We start from the raw sequence: 17,943 nt of genomic DNA on the forward strand, positions 1-17,943 counted from the left end.
TATCAATAAGTAGAGGTGATGGCAAATGAGTAAAGAGGAATTGAAAAAAGAACATGTTCCGGAAAATAGCTCCATGGCTAAGGACTATGAAGAGATGAAAGAGCTTGGAAAGCAGATGGAAAATCAAAGGACGAATGAAGAATTGAAAGAGTGGGATAAACGCCCAGGTACAGTTCAACATGAAATAGAGGAAGATAAAGATTGACGGAAATCACAACCAGAATCATTCTATCTGTTTAAAAGGGGTGTCCAGGAAAACTACTGGGACACCCTTTTTGTTGTATCATTTCTTTTTAATGATGTCCTTGGAAGTCTCTGTTTTGCAAATCAATTACATGGCTAAGTTCAAAAAGATATTTTAAGTTATCCTTTAATCCGACAAATAAAACCTGCTTTAAAAAAGAACAGACCTGATAATCATCAAGTCTGTTCTTTTTCTTGAAATACTTATATTGCAGTAACATTTAGAATAAAAACCTTAAAGTGCCCATAACGCCCTTGTCAGGACTTGTCTAATTCGTAGGCAAACATCCATTATTGAATTTTGTTGTAAATTATCCTGCATCGCTGCATAAGATAGAGTAATACTTTTCTTTTAATCCGTTTTTTCGCACTGTATTTTTCATTGGAAAACCGGAATGATGTGGGTATTCCCACACTAACTTATTATATGAAGGAATGATGAAAAGCGTGCAAACATTTTTAAGGGGGGAAGAGAATGTCGGAAGAGAGTAATCAACAGTATGTTATCTCACAGGAAAATTGGTCCCTCCATCGTAAAGGTTATGATGATCAACAACGTCATCAGGAAAAGGTGCAGGAAGCGATCAAGAATAATTTGCCTGATCTAATTTCAGAAGAAAGCATCGTAATGTCAAATGGCCGGGATGTTATCAAGATTCCCATTCGCTCCTTGGATGAATACAAAATTCGATATAACTATGATAAAAACAAACATGTAGGGCAAGGCGATGGAGACAGTAAAGTGGGGGATGTGGTCGCAAGGGATGGCTCACCGTCCGATGCCGGAGCCGGTAAGGGCCAAGGTGCAGGTGACAAGGCCGGCGAGGATTATTATGAAGCTGAAGTGTCGATGATGGAATTGGAGGAAGCCCTGTTCAGTCAATTGGAACTTCCTAATCTTCAGAAGAAAGAACATGCGGAGCACACGCTTGAACACATCGAATTCAACGATATCCGCAAGACAGGCCTAATGGGAAATATCGATAAAAAGAAAACGATGATATCGGCTTTCAAACGGAACGCCTTAACGGGGAACCCAGGTTTTCATCCTATTTATAAGGAAGACTTTAAATTCAAAACCTGGAATGAGATTCAGAAACCTGATTCCAAAGCAGTTGTACTGGCAATGATGGATACTTCCGGAAGTATGGGGTTATGGGAAAAATATATGGCACGAAGCTTCTTCTTTTGGATGAACCGTTTCTTGCGGACAAAATATGAGACGGTGGAAATCGAGTTCATTGCCCATCATACTGAAGCGAAAGTTGTTCCGGAAGAGGATTTCTTTTCAAAAGGGGAAAGCGGCGGTACGATTTGTTCGTCCGTATACCGAAAAGCATTAGAACTTATTGATCATAAATATGACCCCGCGAAGTTTAATATCTATCCGTTTCACTTTTCCGATGGTGATAACCTAACATCAGATAACGTCCGATGCGTTAAGCTTGTTGAAGAACTCATGAAGGTATCCAATATGTTCGGGTATGGGGAAGTCAATCAATACAACCGTCATTCGACATTGATGACAGCTTATAAGAATATCGATAATGAAAAATTCAGGTACTATATTCTTAAGCAAAAGGCTGACGTTTTCCACGCAATGAAGAGCTTTTTTAAAGATGAGGAAAGTAAGAAGTATGCATAAAAAGGGAAACGTGGTAAGAGAAACTTTCAGAACAAAATAATTGTAGGTTAAAAAGGCGTGCGATTCACATTGTACGTCTTTTTTCTAATCTTCTTTTTTGCAGTGTCAGGGTGACGGATAAGACCAGATGAAAAGGCCGTTGCTCAACAGAAGCAGCGGCTCCTATATTTATATCATTCGTTTGAAATTTAAAATTCACAATATTCATAAAGTTGAACAGAATCAAAGAAAGACAAAAAAACAACCATCTTATAGAAGTATGGTTGTTTTACAAAATTTCATGACTGGCTTTATTGAGTGGTCACATATTCATTATTTCCTGCACGCATTCCAACAATGAAAATAAGTGCCGATATTGCGGCCAACATCAATAAGGGAACTGTCCAGCTGTGTGTAATGTCATGAAGCAATCCGAATAATACTGGTCCAATGGCAGCTAAGAGGTAGCCGAATGATTGAGCCATACCTGATAATTCCGTCGCCTCATGGGTGCTTTGTGTTCGAAGACTAAAGAACATCATGGATAAACTGAATATGGTTCCTACTCCAATTCCGATCAATATCACGCATACTGGTATGAACAGGGTGTTTCCATATAATATGCCGAATATCCCTGCGATAAGGAAGACGACAGGCGGGACCACTAACAGACGCTGACTTTGCAGGCGTCCAGCTATTATTGGCACAAGGAATGTAATGGGAATGACGGCAAGCTGCATGATGGATAGCATCCAGCCAGCCTCATCAGCGTTCAGGCCTTTTTGCTCCAGGATTTCCGGCATCCAGGTAATTACTGTATAGAAAATAAACGATTGCAATCCCATGAAGAATGTTATCTGCCAGGCTAAACCAGAACGCCATAAGTTAATCTTTTTATCCTTTTGTACCGTTTGTACATCCTTACCTGACTTGAATGGCCGTCTTAATTGCGGCATCCATAAAAAAACTGTAATAAGTGATAAGGTCCCCCAGCATCCAAGGGCACCAGCCCATCCCAATCCTGATGAAGAAGCAAGGGGAATGCTGATCCCGGAACCTATTGCGCCACATAAATTCATGGAAACAGCATAGGTCCCCGTCATCAAACCGATATTCCTGGCAAAGTTATGCTTAATCAGACTGGGTAACAATACATTGCCGATTGCAATGGCTAACCCAATTAAAATGGTCCCCATGAACAATGTCGGCACTCCGCCAACTGAGCGTACCCCAATCCCGATTGTTAATAATATCAAGGAAAGGAAAAGTGTAAGCTCCATTCCAAAACGCCGTGCTATCCTAGGTGCAAATGGTGATAATAAAGCGAAAGAAAGCAAAGGCAATGTCGTTAATGAACCTGATAATGTATTGGATATCCCCAGGTTATCACGGATTGAAGTGACAAGGGGGCCAACAGATGTTAAGGGAGCCCTCAGGTTTGCCCCAAGAAGAATGATTCCGATGATGAGTAGTCCAACCTTGGGTTTAATATCCATTTTTGTTTGTTCTAGTTGATTTGCCGCTTGATTAATGCCCATAATCTTCTCCTTACTCACTCTAAAGATTTTTTGAATTGTGCAATGTATTCATTCACTGTTTCGATTGCCCGGTTCGCATCTTGTTCGATGATGGCATCTACAAGATTGCAATGAATGTTCAAATGAAAGTTCACATCAGAACTCATCTCCACTATCTGATGGATGGATTCATGCAGGGAGTGTTCCATATGTTCGTACAAATCAATCAATAAATCATTATGTGATGAAGCCATAATCGATTTATGTAACTGTATATCGGCTTCTTCGTAAGCCTTGATATCCTTTGCCCCGGCAGCTTTACTGCATGCTGATATATGAAACCGCAATCGTTCTATATCTTCTTGATTACGTCTTAATGCCGCTAACTGAGCTCCCTCTCTTTCAAGGGCATGACGGACCTCTAACGTTTCCAATATACTTGACTGCTGGATCCTTCTTTCAAATGCAGCCCCCAAGGCACTTGATGACTTGACGAATGTTCCTTTCCCTTGTTTCGTTACTAAAAGACCTGCATAAACAAGTGATCGTACAGCTTCTCTTAATGTATTTCTGCTTACATCGAACTGTTGGATCAAATCCATTTCAGGGGGGATTTGATTTCCAATTTTCCATTCACCTGATTCGATTAACGATTCGATTTGGGAAACGACTTGCTCTACAAGTGATAAGCGATTTGTTTTAGATATGGTCAATATACACACCTCGAAAATTTGTAGGATGATTGGTTCATTGGTTATTTTAACATATGTATATTGAAAATGGAGAAAACGGGGTAAAAAAATCCAAATTTTTTTCCCTTTTATTCTTCAGAAAAAAGTTGCAGTTGATTTAAGAAATCCGCTCCCTTTCCGCCAGACTGTCTGCCCAAGCCTCATCAAAGCAAGCGGCCAAATTTCTTCAATCCAAAGAGGGTTTCATCCCAAAAGGGGTAACCCAAGCTTGTTTTAAAATCTGGTTAGGGGTGAGACCATTTCTATTGATGGGACCGCCAGACTTAGACAAATGTAAAGAAACGCCAGTTTGGCTATAGTTTTGAAATAAATGTTCCAATCGTCGTTCAAATTTTTCTAGCACTAAAAAGACTATGGGCAAACTCGACTTTCATCGAGTTTGCCTATAGTCTGAAATCCCTCTATAAAGATTAAGGGGGGGTATAATACATCTATTTTTTTTGTTTGACAATAAAAGAGAGAAGGATAAATATTGCTAACGTGACAAGACACACTGTGGTCCCAATGATGTTTTGCTTATTAAAGATAAATGCCAAAAAGATAATGCTTAAAGCAGTGATGGCTAATATAGTTGTATATGGGTACCATTTTACCCGGAAACCTGGTTTACCAGTGTATTGATTACGCAGCTTCAATTGCGCGGAACAAATGCTGATCCATAATAATAAAACCGTGAATCCAGGAATCGCCATAAGGTAGCTTAGAATCAGGTCGGGAGTCAAATAGGATAAAAATACACCAGCCAATATACATAATGTAGTTAAAAATATACCATTAAGCGGGATACCCTTTTTGGTTGCATGTAAAAATGCCTTAGGCGCTTCCCCATTCTGGGAGAGAGTGAACAATGTCCTTGAGGTAGCGTATATACCTGAATTTGCAGCTGATAAGACAGCGGTTAAAAGAACGAAATTCATAATATCGGCTGCTCCGGGAAGACCCGATAAGCTGAAAACCTGAACGAAAGGACTTACTTCAGTACTTACTTGGTTCCAAGGTATTACCCCACAAATAATTAGTATCGGCAAGACATAGAATAGGATCACCCGCCATACTGTTCCTTTAATTATTTTTGGTATGACCCGCTGACTATCTTTTGTTTCCGTGACGGCTACACCAATTAATTCTGCGCCCCCATATGAAAACATTACCACTAAAAGTGCACTTAACATTCCGTCAATTCCTTTTGGGAAAAAACCACCATGTTCCGTGTAATTAGAAAATGAAGCCGAACTAGGAAAAAGTCCTAGCAGGATCAAAGCTCCTAAAATAATAAAGGCAATTAAGGTTATTATTTTAATTCCTGCGAACCAAAATTCGAGTTCTCCATAGTATTTTACTTGAAACAAATTAATTCCAATAATTACTGAAGCGCAAAGTATGCTTAACAACCATAATGGCACAGTAGGAAACCAAAATTGTAGAAAACTGCCGGCAGCGACTATTTCTACAATGATTACGATAATCCAATTAAACCAATAGAGCCATCCGACTATGAAGGATAGTTGAAACCCAAAAGCTTTATTAATGAGATGTTGTACGTTCAAATTAGGAAAAGCGGTTGCCATCTCTCCTAATGCGGACATTACAATAAATAATAATAGCCCCCCTATTATATAGGCTATTACAACACTTGGACCTGCCATATTTAATGTATCGGAGCTCCCCTTAAAAATCCCTGTTCCTATCATACCTGCTAAAGCAATGAACTGGACATGCCTCGGCAATAGGCCCTTTTTTAAATCTTGATGAGTCTTCTCCATTTTATCCATGCCTTTCATTCATTATTTTAATAAAATAGTCTAAAAGTAAAACTAAAAAGTCCTTCTATTATTGAACGCTTTTACGCACTAAAGTAACTATATTAATATATCATGAATCGGAAGAATGTCAATTTAGGCAGGTGAATTGGAATAGATTCCTAATCAGAAAAGAAGGAGTAGTCTTTATTATCTAAAAATATTAGGATTTTATGAAATGAATCAAACGAAAAGCAAACTGATAGGTGATTTTTTTTGTATGTAGATGGGTTAAAGGTTTCCATACATGTATGACGATGGCACAGTTGTTTTTAATTAAGCAGATGATAAAAACGGACAAGTGGCTTAATTTCAGCGATGATGATATGGCTTTGAAAGCGGCAATTCAGAAGGCTTTTTCAAATGAAATTCAAGAAGAAACGCGTAAATGATTTTGACAAAACGCTCTTTAGAGAAGATGCTTATAGTGAATTTAAAGGAATGGGCGGAAGATAGTGGGTTAGAGGAACTCTAGGTGTATGATTTAGCTGTTGAGTATATGGAAAGCAAATGATCTACTTACAAATTTTATTGAAACAAAAATTGCACCTGATGGGACGCCTTATAGTATTAATAAATCTAACAAGACCGAGCATCCGATCGCAATGGACGTCCGTGGTAGCCGCAATATGACGTTATTGCTGGTACCTCGAAATTTGACGATGAACATTTATCCAGATTAATCGTTAACGCTAGCGATCAATCTAAATGCCTTCCTACAGGAAATCCGATGAAGTTCATCATTATTAGAAAGGCCTTTAGTAATATCCAGAGGAGATGGAAAATAATATATATATTAGAATTTTAGTCCAACTCAATGGCTATTAAAATCCTTAGAACATATTATAACTGCTGCAATCCATTTAAGTTAAGTCAGGTGAAACAAAGGAAACACCTGCTCAGCGTTTAGGAATTGCCGATAAGGTGTATTATTGGGAAGATATAATTTATTAATGATGGTCGCCATTTATATAATGGAATTTCCTTAAAAGAAGCTCAATTTAATCATTGGAATACTTTTTTCTTCTTCAACTAACGGCGCAGGTTGTTAGTAAAAGAAGGTGGAATTAAATTTAGTGGAGAATTAATCTTGTTAAGAATGGTATCTTACCTAGAGGAAGTATCAATGGAATTACAGGATGGTTTATTTGAAGAAAAATCAAGTTTATGTTCCGAGGGGGATCAGTTGGTTGATGAAAAAAAAGCGTAACATTATTTTTTACATTGGTACTTCAATTGATGGCTATATTGCAAATGATGATGGTACATTGGAGTGGTTAGAATCAACAGAAGTAGAAGGAGATTCCGGCTACAATTCACTGCTGGAAAGAATTGATACTGTTGTTATGGGAAAAGGAACTTATGATGTCATTCGTGGATTTGATATAAATTATCCTTATAGTGAGTATGAAAATTATGTATTTTCTAAATCTGTTAGTGGATCAGATGAGTATGCTTCATTTATTGATGAAGATGTCAAAACTTTCATTAAAAATATAAAACAAAAGCCTGGTAAAGATATATGGTTAATTGGTGGAGGAAACTTAGCTCGTGAATTTTTTAAAGAAAATTTAATTGATGAATTCCAACTATCCATTGCACCTATTATTTTAGGGAAAGGAATCTCCCTTTATATGGGAGATGATATTACTTTAAAATACACATTGACCAAAGTAGAAAAATTAGGTCAACTTGCTATGCTTCATTATATAAAAAAATAATTATCCTCATCTTTACCTTTTCAACTATCATTTATTACTGAAAACCGTTTGATGTTTATATAACTAATGGTGAGCTTTAGATAAATGTAAGGAAGAGCACAGTTTAAAAAACTGTGCTTTTTTTATTGAAATATATTAAAATCACCGCAAAAACTCGGAGTAAATAGTTGTACATAATAACATACATTTTTTAGAACAAATAAATAGTTTAGGACAGGTATCAGAACCCGTTACTTTCAAGGTCGGTTTTCTATAATATAGGAAAAGTTAACGAGGCTATCCGTTCTCATATAAAAAGAGGAGAGGGGCCGGCTGTAGGCTTTCAGTTTCTTGTATCGGTTCAATTTCGCTTATAAATTCCAAATAACCGGTATATACCTGTGAGGCCATCCCTATATAATGCAATTCAGTGTGGATGATTCCCTTTCGTGGTGAATGGAGCATATACATTTATTCATCCCTCCTTTCTAAAAAGAATAGGCCAGCCTGTTATAGGAGTTATTCGAACCATATGAACGTTATTTTTATTTGAGATCATTCTTAAATCCTTCAAAAATTGGATGCTCCAGGTTCGAAGGCTTCTGCATCCCTTTCTTTTATCACCATGCGCAGTCCATTCTTTGGTCTGAGTGTAAGGGACGGAAGGGGGGGTACTTCATGATGGTCAGGAGCAAGTTTTATCCTATATCGTTGGGCAATGCAGGCCAGGACAAGCACCGCTTCCATCATGGCAAAATGATTGCCGATACAAACCCGAGGCCCTCCGCCAAATGGAAAGTAAGCGAACGCGGGCAGGCTTTTCAAAAAGTTATTTTCAAATCGCTCTGGAATAAATGATTCAGGTTGATCAAAATACTCTGGATTATGCTGCATCACATAAGAACTTATTAGAATCATATCGCCTTTTTTGAAGCGATACCCTCCTATTACGACATCCTCCGCCACATCACGGGATAAAATATACAGTGGCGGGTAAACGCGAAGTGTTTCATGAATGATATTTTGAGTGTATGGTAATTTCATGAAATCTTCAGGCTTGGGTGTCCGCTGACCGATTATGCTATTCACTTCACTGAAAAGCTTGGATTGAATTTCTTGATGTTTCGAAATTTCATACGGTGCCCAGGAAAGAGCAGTTGCTGTCGTTTCATAACCGGCAAGAAAAATAGTCATTAATTCATCACGAATCTGATGTCTTGCCATACCCAATCCGTCTTCGGCATCACGGGCGTCCATCAGGATCCCAAGCATGTCTTCATTTTTGACTGTGTCGTTCTTCCGTTTTTCAATAATGCCGTAAATCACTTTATCAAGCCTTTGTATCGCCTTTTTATATTCACGGTTGATTTTAGTCGGTACCCATAATGGCATACGGACAATCTTTCTCATCCTTTTGACTGCTATTCTTAATGCAGTTTCCAGCGGTTTCCCAACAATTTCATACCCATCCTTGAATTCCATGCTGAACATGGTCTTGCTGATTATCCCGAGAGTGATGTTCAACATATCCTTCGTTATAATCCGTTCATCATCATGTTGCCAAGTTGATATAAAATCCATTGTGGTATCAACCATATCCTTGGCGTATTGGCTAATATGAGTCTTTTTGAAAGAGGGTTGGATAAGCCTTCTCTGTCGCATATGAAAGTCTTTTTCGCTTGTAAGTAGACCTTCACCGATAAGCGGTTTTAAAACATTGAAGTCCTTGGATTTGATGAAGGATTTTTGTTTTGTTACGAGTATTTGTTTTATTAAATCAGGATTCATAATGTGATAAACATTTTGGAATGGTCCTAAACGGAATTTAGCGACTTCCCCATATTCCTTGGCCAATCTGGTCAGAAAGCCAATGGGATCAGTTTGAAACTCCTTTGTATGTCCGGAAATCAGCCTTCCTTTTGGAACCTTTGGAGAAGTGCGGAAGACATCATCAGCGTGGCTCAATGCAGTTTTTCCCCTTTCTTTAAAATAATTATATGTAATCATTCTATGAGGATAAGCTAAATCGGTTTGGACAAGTCGTTAAAGAAAGGGCGGATAATTCAATGGGGAAAATAAAGTTTCATTTTAGCAAAAAAAAACCCTGGATGAATAGAGCCAGAGTTTTTCATGAAAGCGTTGGATTAATGATGTGGGATTCAAGTTCTTTCTTCATCGTCCCCATGCAGGAAACGATCATTTTTTTCATTAATTGGCCCGCCAAATTGTGCATTGATTTCCTTAGCCACTTGATCTAAAAAATCATCGGATATTATTGGATTATTAGTTTTTTTGTGCATATGTTTTTCAACAACCCTTTCTGGATATCGTCGTTAGGATCAATAATGAAGGATACGTTATCAACATAACCTCACTGATAATAAATTATTCTTTCTATGTCGAACATTTTCACCTGCTTTTACATTTCACGGAAGTAATAAACAGTTATATTTTGCTTAGAGATTTTGGTAAGGGGATATGTTAGTGGATCATTTTACAACCAAAGGGGTGAATCCGATGTGGAAATAGCCCAATCACCTCTAGGTAATTGGGCGTGGGCCATATTCATTTCATGAAGGGAAAAGCTGCCTTAAATATGTTATTAGCTGATCACGAAGTTCAGGTCGTTTCATGGCGAAATCTAATGAAGCCTGGAGGAAGCCGAATTTATCGCCGACGTCATATCGATTTCCTTCGATGATATAAGAATATAATGGTTCCTTTTCTAACAAAAGGTCTAAAGCTTCGGTAAGCTGGATCTCCCCCTTCCGATCGGGCTGTACGGTTTCAAGGATTTCAAAAATCGCAGGTGATAAAATATATCGGCCAATAATCGCCTGTGTTGATTGTGCATCCTTCACTTTTGGCTTTTCCACCAAGTTTCTTACTAGAAATAAATCTTCATATCGTTCTTGGAAATTTACGATCCCATACTTGGAGACATCGGCAGGTGACACTTCCTTACATCCGATAATGCTCGTACGAACCTTGTTATACCGTTCCATCAACTGCTTCAAGGCTGGAACCTGGCTATCCACAATATCATCCCCTAACAGGACGGCAAAAGGTTCGTCTCCGATAAAAGTTTTGGCACATAAAACTGCATGCCCCAGACCCAAAGGTTCTTTTTGTCTTACATAGTGGATATCCACCATGTTGGAAATGTTCTCCACGATCTTAAGCAGATCATTTTGACCTTTCATTTGCAGAAGCATTTCAAGTTCAATGGATTTATCGAAATGATCTTCGATGGCACGTTTGTTTTTACCCGTAACGATGATAATATCTGTAATCCCCGATTGTACCGCTTCCTCGATAATATATTGAATGGTCGGCTTATCGACAATCGGCAGCATTTCCTTTGGTTGGGCTTTCGTGGCAGGTAAAAATCGTGTTCCTAAACCGGCTGCTGGAATCACCGCTTTCTTTATCATAGCCCAGCCCCTTTTTAAGGTTCTTTAATATGCTTTTTGTTCTACCCTTCATTTTATGTGGTCATTGGTTGACCTATTTCAAAATAGGTTAAAATAAATCCCTGAAATAGAATAGATTTACTTTTGAAGCAAATATTAAGGATATATGAATTTGGTCAAGAGGTGTATATTTTGCCAATTGAAAATCAAGAGAGAGTACAGATCCTTTTTGCCTTACTCGTCATTGTTTTATATCTTTCTCCTTTATTCATCCTTGGGGAAAATGCGCATATTCGCGTACATGATAATTTGGATTCCAATCTTGCCTGGTATAAAGTCCTTTCGGAAAGCGGTGAGTTATTCGGTCCAATAGACGCCAAAATCCCCCAGATAATGAACGGACTGCCCCGAAATGCTTTTGGCAGTGAGTTCAGTATTATCGTGTGGCTGCATTCACTTTTTCCAACAATGGTTGCATATGCAATAAGCCAGGCATTAACAAGGTTTATTGCATTCTTTGGTATGTATATCTTATTAAAGAAACACTTGGTTACAGGAAGCCGATCAGGCTGGATTAGGGTAGGAACATCCTTAGCCTTTGCCCTTACCCCATTTTGGCCTTCGGGAATGCTCAGTACACTTGGGATGCCGCTTGCACTTTGGGCTTTTTTGAATATTCGCAGCAAGGACCATTCTTGGAAGAATTATTTGGTCCTTACACTTTTACCGCTTTATTCAAGCATCGTGCTTGGCTTTTTCTTTTTCCTTGTTGCAATGGGGTTTCTTTGGCTAACTGATGTGATCAGGAGAAAAGGGTGGAATATAACGTTTCTGCTTTCAATCGTGTATATGACCGTCATTTTTGGAATGGTGGAGTATCGTTTGGTTTCTTCATTCATTTTCGATTCGGAGCCAAACAGCAGAGATGAATATTTTCACGCAAGGCTGCCCCTCGAGTGGGTCATTAAGCTTACATTCAAAAATTTCGTGCTTGGCCATACGCATGTCATGACTGTACATGCGCTTATCATCCTGCCGATTACCGTCTTTGCCCTTTATATTATTCTGACCAAAAAACTGTGGAGACAGGAAAAGGTATATGTTTTTTTATTTTGCTTGAATTTTATGCTCTCAGCGTGGTACGCATTTTGGTTTTATAAAGGCTGGCTTCCTTTAACGGAAAGGTTTCACACCCTGGATACCTTTAATTTTGCCAGATTTCACTTTTTAAGGCCGATGGTCATTTACGTGGGGTTTGCCCTCGCGATAAAAATCATTTGGGAACACAGCGATTACGCTAAGAAAACCCTTTCTATTTTCATCGCCGTTCAAATTATGGTTTTAATGGGTTTCAATGAAGAAATCACTCACAATAAAAAACCTTCTTTTAAAGAGTTCTATTCAGAAAGCCTTTTTCGGGAAATAAAAGATCATATTGATCTTCCACAGGAAGAATATCGTGTTGCCAGCATTGGGCTGCATCCCGCAATTTCACAATTTAATGGATTTTACACACTAGATAGCTATAACAATTTCTATCCGCTTACTTACAAACATCAATTTCGTCAAATAATTGAAAACGAATTGGCTAAGAATAAAAACATCAGAATCTACTTTGATGAATGGGGAGGACGTTGTTACCTATTTACCGATGAACTTGGGAAGCATTATATGTTCAAGAAAAGCTCGAAGAAAGAGCTGAAAAATTTAGACCTTAATTTGGATGCGTTTAAAGGATTAGGTGGCAAGTATATATTTTCTGCCATACCAATCAACAACGCGAAGGAAAACGGATTGGTACTAGATAGGATTTTCACGACAAAAGGAAGCGTATGGAAAATTTATTTATACAGAGTCATGTGAAAAGAGGGGAATAGAGTGAATTCACCGATACTAACGATTGTTGTACCTTGTTATAACGAAGAAAGCGTATTGCAGGATACCATTTCCCAGCTTTGTGGATTGGTGAGGGGCTTAGTCGAAGAAAACGTTGTTTCTGGTCAAAGTAAAATTCTATTGGTTGATGATGGAAGTAAAGATCAAACATGGAAGATCATTTATAAGGAAACGATTAATAATGAATTTGTTCGTGGGCTAAAGCTTTCCCGGAATGCAGGACATCAGAATGCACTCTTGGCAGGATTGTTTACAGCCAAGGAAGCCTCAGATTGTGTGATTTCCATTGATGCAGATTTGCAGGATGATATTCAAGTCATCCCAGAATTCATTCGGAAATTCAATGAAGGGTGTGAAATCGTATACGGTGTCCGCCAGAAAAGGGACCTTGATTCATTTTTCAAACGAACAACTGCAACTGGTTTTTATAAAATGATGAACAAGATGGGGGTTAACCTTGTCTATAATCATGCCGATTTCCGGCTAATGAGTAAAAGGGCGATCGCGGAGTTGGAACGATTTGATGAAACGAATCTTTTTTTACGGGGGATCGTACCGCTCATTGGGTTTAAGACGGACACTGTTTATTATGACCGAAAAGAAAGATTGGCTGGGGAAACGAAATATCCATTCAAGAAGATGGTTGCTTTTGCGCTTGATGGCATTACTTCCTTTTCAGTTACACCGATTCGGCTTGTATTATGGCTAGGATGTCTTTCCTTTTTCATTAGCTTACTGTTTGGGTCTTACTTTTTATGGTTAAAATTTTATGGGCAGACCGAAACTGGCTGGACCTCATTGATCACCTCCATATGGTTGATCGGTGGACTGCAGTTGATTGCTGTCGGCTTGATCGGGGAATATATCGGTAAAATCTACAATGAATCCAAACGCCGACCTAAATATATAGTTGATATGGATCTATTTAATCCGCTCGATTTAAAAAAACGGGAGCAACTAGACAATGAACGGAACAGTATTGAAAAACTATCTAAAACACACTAACTCCTTTATCCGCTTTTTATTGGTTGGGATAGTCAATACAGCGGTTGGACTTTCCATCATGCTTTTTCTCATGAATGTTCTTGAATTCTCTTACTGGGTCTCCACCTTTATCGGTAATGGTACGGGAGCTGTAACGAGTTTTCTTTTGAACAGGACTTTTACCTTTAAAAGCGATATAGAATGGCGGAGAGGAGTTGCACGTTTCTTTTGCGTCATCCTGATTTGTTATTCCGCCGCTTATTCTTTAGGCCAAGCTATTGCAGAATCAATGGAAGGATCCGTTCATTTACCGATACAACAAAATGTGGCTGTGCTGATAGGAGCAATTTTTTACACAGTCCTTAACTATATTGGCCAGAAATACTTTGTCTTTAAAAAAAGCAATTTGAGACCAATTCAAGAAGGAAGGAACTAATTAGGGTGGATCAGTGGGATAATGCCCCCGGTTGTACGGGAATGAAAGTGGAATCGGGAAGAGAAAATCAATGCAAGTTTAATGACTCAAGCTGGGGGCAGATTGTTTCTCTTCGTCCTTCACGTTCTCCATGTGGCGATCATTTTTTCCTTTTCTGACCATCTTTTGTTGATTGACTCCTTGATTTTTTTCTTTTTAGACGTTTACTTACCTCCTTTCCTCCCTTCGAACCATGTGTTTGCATGACTTATGTAATATACGTCAAGAATAAAACCTCGCATACAAAAAAAAATATATTTCTGTGCAAAATTTTCATTTACTTTTCCATTTCACGGGAGTATGATAATCAACAGTTTCATATTTCTAAATCGCTTAAACCTTATGGTGCGGGGGACCCGGTATTGGGATTGTTACTACAATCCAAGGGGTGAATCCTTTCAAGGTAGGGCTACTCTTAGGTCCGAATCCGACAGCTAACCTCGTAAGCGTTATAGGAGAAGGAAGGTGGAGCTTGTTAGACAAAAAAATTGATGTCTACAGGTCTATTTAGCTATGACTTGTAGGCATTTTTCTATTTCGTCTTGTTTTTTGCTACAGCTGGGTAACATAAACTTATAAATTAAATATGGTGGTGACTACTTAGTGTTATCTTCTATAAAAAGGTTCTTGATTGGGAGACCTTTAAAATCAAATGCACTTGGTGAACAAAAGCTTAACAAAACAAAGGCTTTGGCGATATTATCTTCTGATGCTTTGTCTTCGGTTGCTTATGGACCTGAGCAAATATTGATCGTTCTGATCACAATCGGTGCTGCAGCATTCTGGTATTCCATCCCTATCGCAATCGGAGTATTGATCCTGTTAACCGCCTTAATTTTGTCCTATAGACAAATCATTTTCGCTTATCCGCATGGCGGGGGGGCCTATGTGGTTTCAAAAAACAATTTAGGAGTCAATCCAGGGCTGATAGCTGGAGGATCCTTATTGGTGGATTATATATTAACTGTGGCTGTTAGTGTTTCAGCAGGTACGGATGCAATAACGTCCGCTTTTCCCGGCCTGCATTCATATAATGTCATCATAGCCATCATTTTCGTCATTCTGCTTACAATTCTGAACCTGCGGGGGGTTACGGAGTCGGCCTCTGTTTTGGCCTATCCGGTATACCTATTCGTTTTAGCATTGTTCATCTTGATTGGTGTCGGGATTTACAGGATTTTGACAGGGGGAATTTCACCGGAATTGCACACGCCCATCGGGACTCCGGTAGCGGGCATCAGTTTATTCATACTGCTAAGAGCATTTGCATCAGGAAGCTCCGCATTGACAGGAGTCGAAGCTATTTCCAATGCAATCCCGAACTTTAAAGATCCAGCCCCGAATAATGCGGCGAAAACTTTAATAGCGATGGGTTCCTTACTAGCTGTATTATTTTCGGGAATCGTATTCTTAGCCTATTATTTAAGCATTGTTCCTAGCGCAGAGGTAACGGTCGTCTCCCAGATTGCTGAAGAGATCTTTGGACGGAATTTCATGTATTTCTTCATTCAAGGTACGACTGCATTGATCTTGATACTTGCGGCCAATACTGGCTATTCGGCCTTCCCTCTGCTTGCGGTAAATCTAGCGAAGGATAAATTCATACCAAGGGCGTTTACGATCAGAGGGGACCGATTAGGGTATTCCAATGGAATAATCATACTGGGACTTGCATCGATCATCTTAATAGTCTCATTTGGAGGACATACAGAAAATCTCATTCCGCTTTATGCCGTTGGGGTATTCATTCCATTTACTCTGTCCCAGACCGGGATGATTGTTAAATGGATTCGCGAAAAGCCAAAAGGCTGGATGTTGAAATTAACCATTAATTCAATTGGTGCCATTATTAGCTTTATCGTCACGATGATATTCTTCTTGACCAAGTTTACTCAGGTTTGGCCTGTTTTGATTTTTTTACCTATTATCCTGTTAATTTTCCATCGAATCAGAAAGCATTATGAAGCAGTTGGTGACCAACTAAGGATTACAACATGTGAGCCGATCTTGCCAATTGAAGGAAATATCATTATCGTACCTGTGGCCGGTATTACTCATGTGGTTGAGAACTCTTTAAATTATGCTAAATCTCTTTCAGCGGATCAGGTCATTGCCGTATATGTAGCTTTTGAAAGAGAAGATGAAAAGAAATTCGAAGAAAAATGGAAAAAATGGCAGCCGGATGTCAGACTCGTCACTTTGAATTCTTATTACAGAAGTATCATTCAGCCATTAACGAAATTTGTGGATACTGTTGAACATAAGGCGAGTGAAGCCAATTATAGAGTTACGGTGATCATCCCCCAATTCATTCCGAAGAAGGGCTGGCACAATATTCTTCATAACCAATCAAGTTTACTCATTCGTGCCTACTTACTTTATAGAAGAAATGTGATTATTACGACTGTGCCATATCATTTGAAGAAGTAAGTTCCATTATCTATACTGCAAGCAAACCTACATAAGGTTTGCTTTTTTTTATAATTTTATAAAAAAGACAGCAGTACAGGTTTCTTATCTCCAACTAACGCTCCCGATATTTATCAGCATCGGAAGCCCTTTTTGTGTTGAACACTATTTTTGCAAAAACACTTCATAAAATTACCAAGGGTCATTTCAAATAAAGCGAACATATTAAAAAGAAGACACTGCTTAGTTTTGAACTTACATATATGGGGGTTGAAAATGGATATATTATTAGCTCTCTTGCCGGCATTATTCTGGGGAAGCATCGTTTTATTTAATGTGAAACTCGGGGGTGGACCCTATAGTCAAACACTAGGTACAACGATTGGAGCCTTGATTTTTTCAATTGGTGTTTATATTTTCGCAGATATTAAGTTGTCACTCCTGGTGTTTGGAGTCGGAGTCGTATCTGGATTGTTTTGGGCCGTTGGACAAGCTAATCAGCTTAAGAGCATTGATTTAATGGGAGTTTCCAAAACCATGCCAATATCAACAGGATTGCAGCTCATTTCAACCACTTTATTCGGGGTCATAGTTTTTAACGAATGGTCTACAATGAAAGCGATTATTTTAGGCGTTTTGGCTTTGGTCTTCATTATTATAGGAATCGTCTTGACCTCCTTGGAAGATAAAGAATCGAAAGAGGGCAAGTCGGGAAACTTGAAGAAAGGAATCGTTATTCTCCTCATCTCGACATTCGGTTATTTGGTTTATGTGGTCGTGGCCCGTCTTTTTGATGTTGACGGGTGGTCAGCGTTGTTCCCTCAAGCGATAGGGATGGTGATAGGCGGTCTGTTATTGACTTTTAAACATAAACCGTTTAACAAATATACGATTCGCAATATCATTCCGGGATTGATATGGGCTGCAGGGAACATGTTTTTATTCATATCCCAGCCCCGTGTGGGAGTGGCTACTAGTTTTTCCCTTTCGCAAATGGGCATAGTCATCTCAACTATTGGCGGGATCATCATTTTACGTGAAAAGAAAACGAAGCGCCAACTAATTGGAATTGTAATTGGAATCATCTTGATCATCATAGCTGGGATTATGCTCGGGTTGGCAAAAAGTTAA

Annotated in this window: 16 protein-coding genes and 1 riboswitch; of the genes, 10 read left to right on the forward strand and 6 right to left on the reverse strand. The window is 38.8% G+C overall.

Annotated features, from left to right (window positions below; genetic code table 11):
* Positions 1–25 precede the first annotated feature (25 nt).
* Together QNH43_RS04435 and yhbH are read left to right on the forward strand one after the other, a co-directional pair.
* Positions 26–205 (forward strand): hypothetical protein, encoded by a 180-nt coding sequence (locus tag QNH43_RS04435; protein WP_063235975.1) that lies wholly within the window; start codon positions 26–28, stop codon positions 203–205.
* Between the two features lie 513 nt (positions 206–718).
* Positions 719–1,888 carry a sporulation protein YhbH gene (yhbH, locus tag QNH43_RS04440; RefSeq protein WP_076367698.1) on the forward strand — a complete coding sequence of 390 codons (1,170 nt, stop codon included), beginning with the start codon at positions 719–721 and terminating at the stop codon, positions 1,886–1,888.
* A gap of 290 nt (positions 1,889–2,178) precedes the next feature.
* Here the strand turns inward: yhbH and QNH43_RS04445 are convergent, their stop codons facing one another.
* The 3 genes from QNH43_RS04445 to QNH43_RS04455 form a co-directional block, all read right to left on the reverse strand.
* Positions 2,179–3,405 (reverse strand): CynX/NimT family MFS transporter, encoded by a 1,227-nt coding sequence (locus QNH43_RS04445; protein ID WP_283916939.1) that lies wholly within the window; start codon positions 3,403–3,405, stop codon positions 2,179–2,181.
* A 14-nt stretch (positions 3,406–3,419) separates the two neighbouring features.
* A complete protein-coding gene (locus tag QNH43_RS04450) occupies positions 3,420–4,097 on the reverse strand; it encodes a FadR/GntR family transcriptional regulator (protein WP_283916940.1) in 678 nt (225 codons plus the stop codon).
* Between the two features lie 470 nt (positions 4,098–4,567).
* Complete coding sequence (locus QNH43_RS04455; RefSeq protein WP_283916941.1) at positions 4,568–5,899, reverse strand: amino acid permease; 1,332 nt, start codon at positions 5,897–5,899, stop codon at positions 4,568–4,570.
* Positions 5,900–6,186: 287 nt separating this feature from the next.
* On the opposite strand from QNH43_RS04455, the gene QNH43_RS04460 reads away from it, so the two are divergent.
* The 3 genes from QNH43_RS04460 to QNH43_RS04470 all read left to right on the forward strand — a co-directional run bounded on the left by QNH43_RS04460 (position 6,187) and on the right by QNH43_RS04470 (position 7,656).
* A complete protein-coding gene (locus QNH43_RS04460; protein WP_283916942.1) occupies positions 6,187–6,327 on the forward strand; it encodes a hypothetical protein in 141 nt (46 codons plus the stop codon).
* Between the two features lie 99 nt (positions 6,328–6,426).
* A complete protein-coding gene (locus QNH43_RS04465; protein WP_283916943.1) occupies positions 6,427–6,618 on the forward strand; it encodes a hypothetical protein in 192 nt (63 codons plus the stop codon).
* A 510-nt stretch (positions 6,619–7,128) separates the two neighbouring features.
* Positions 7,129–7,656 (forward strand): dihydrofolate reductase family protein, encoded by a 528-nt coding sequence (locus QNH43_RS04470; protein WP_283918282.1) that lies wholly within the window; start codon positions 7,129–7,131, stop codon positions 7,654–7,656.
* Positions 7,657–8,205: 549 nt separating this feature from the next.
* On the opposite strand, the gene QNH43_RS04475 is transcribed toward QNH43_RS04470, so the two are convergent.
* The 3 genes from QNH43_RS04475 to galU form a co-directional block, all read right to left on the reverse strand.
* A complete protein-coding gene (locus tag QNH43_RS04475; RefSeq protein ID WP_283916944.1) occupies positions 8,206–9,600 on the reverse strand; it encodes a cytochrome P450 in 1,395 nt (464 codons plus the stop codon).
* Positions 9,601–9,794: 194 nt separating this feature from the next.
* Positions 9,795–9,935, reverse strand: a complete 141-nt coding sequence (locus QNH43_RS04480; RefSeq protein WP_283916945.1) for a bacitracin ABC transporter ATP-binding protein — start codon at positions 9,933–9,935, stop codon at positions 9,795–9,797.
* A gap of 270 nt (positions 9,936–10,205) precedes the next feature.
* Positions 10,206–11,069, reverse strand: coding sequence for a UTP--glucose-1-phosphate uridylyltransferase GalU (gene galU / locus QNH43_RS04485; protein WP_283916946.1), 864 nt, complete (start codon positions 11,067–11,069; stop codon positions 10,206–10,208).
* A 171-nt stretch (positions 11,070–11,240) separates the two neighbouring features.
* Between galU and QNH43_RS04490 the strand changes: the two genes are divergently transcribed.
* The 5 genes from QNH43_RS04490 (at position 11,241) to QNH43_RS04510 (ending at position 17,943) form a co-directional block, all read left to right on the forward strand.
* On the forward strand, positions 11,241–12,911 hold the full coding sequence (locus QNH43_RS04490; protein WP_434060151.1) for a DUF6044 family protein: 1,671 nt from the start codon (positions 11,241–11,243) through the stop codon (positions 12,909–12,911).
* Positions 12,912–12,926: 15 nt separating this feature from the next.
* Positions 12,927–13,949, forward strand: a complete 1,023-nt coding sequence (locus QNH43_RS04495) for a glycosyltransferase family 2 protein (RefSeq protein ID WP_283916947.1) — start codon at positions 12,927–12,929, stop codon at positions 13,947–13,949.
* A complete protein-coding gene (locus QNH43_RS04500; RefSeq protein WP_076367684.1) occupies positions 13,909–14,364 on the forward strand; it encodes a GtrA family protein in 456 nt (151 codons plus the stop codon). The genes QNH43_RS04495 and QNH43_RS04500 overlap by 41 nt, the downstream gene beginning before the upstream one ends.
* A gap of 359 nt (positions 14,365–14,723) precedes the next feature.
* Positions 14,724–14,867: riboswitch (cyclic di-AMP (ydaO/yuaA leader) on the forward strand.
* A gap of 139 nt (positions 14,868–15,006) precedes the next feature.
* On the forward strand, positions 15,007–16,833 hold the full coding sequence (locus tag QNH43_RS04505) for an APC family permease (protein ID WP_283916948.1): 1,827 nt from the start codon (positions 15,007–15,009) through the stop codon (positions 16,831–16,833).
* A gap of 255 nt (positions 16,834–17,088) precedes the next feature.
* Positions 17,089–17,943, forward strand: coding sequence for a RhaT/GlcU family sugar-proton symporter (locus tag QNH43_RS04510; RefSeq protein ID WP_098373373.1), 855 nt, complete (start codon positions 17,089–17,091; stop codon positions 17,941–17,943).

This window comes from Peribacillus simplex (genome assembly GCF_030123325.1).
Taxonomy (GTDB): domain Bacteria; phylum Bacillota; class Bacilli; order Bacillales; family DSM-1321; genus Peribacillus; species Peribacillus simplex_D.

Excerpts from the sequence above, each read along its gene's own strand:
- galU (WP_283916946.1), bottom strand. The coding sequence starts at position 11,069 with ATGATAAAGAAAGCGGTGATTCCAGCAGCCGGTTTAGGAACACGATTT.
- QNH43_RS04460 (WP_283916942.1), top strand. The coding sequence starts at position 6,187 with ATGACGATGGCACAGTTGTTTTTAATTAAGCAGATGATAAAAACGGAC.
- QNH43_RS04455 (WP_283916941.1), bottom strand. The coding sequence starts at position 5,899 with ATGGAGAAGACTCATCAAGATTTAAAAAAGGGCCTATTGCCGAGGCAT.
- QNH43_RS04510 (WP_098373373.1), top strand. The coding sequence starts at position 17,089 with ATGGATATATTATTAGCTCTCTTGCCGGCATTATTCTGGGGAAGCATC.
- QNH43_RS04500 (WP_076367684.1), top strand. The coding sequence starts at position 13,909 with ATGAACGGAACAGTATTGAAAAACTATCTAAAACACACTAACTCCTTT.
- QNH43_RS04435 (WP_063235975.1), top strand. The coding sequence starts at position 26 with ATGAGTAAAGAGGAATTGAAAAAAGAACATGTTCCGGAAAATAGCTCC.
- QNH43_RS04445 (WP_283916939.1), bottom strand. The coding sequence starts at position 3,405 with ATGGGCATTAATCAAGCGGCAAATCAACTAGAACAAACAAAAATGGAT.
- QNH43_RS04480 (WP_283916945.1), bottom strand. The coding sequence starts at position 9,935 with ATGCACAAAAAAACTAATAATCCAATAATATCCGATGATTTTTTAGAT.
- yhbH (WP_076367698.1), top strand. The coding sequence starts at position 719 with ATGTCGGAAGAGAGTAATCAACAGTATGTTATCTCACAGGAAAATTGG.
- QNH43_RS04470 (WP_283918282.1), top strand. The coding sequence starts at position 7,129 with ATGAAAAAAAAGCGTAACATTATTTTTTACATTGGTACTTCAATTGAT.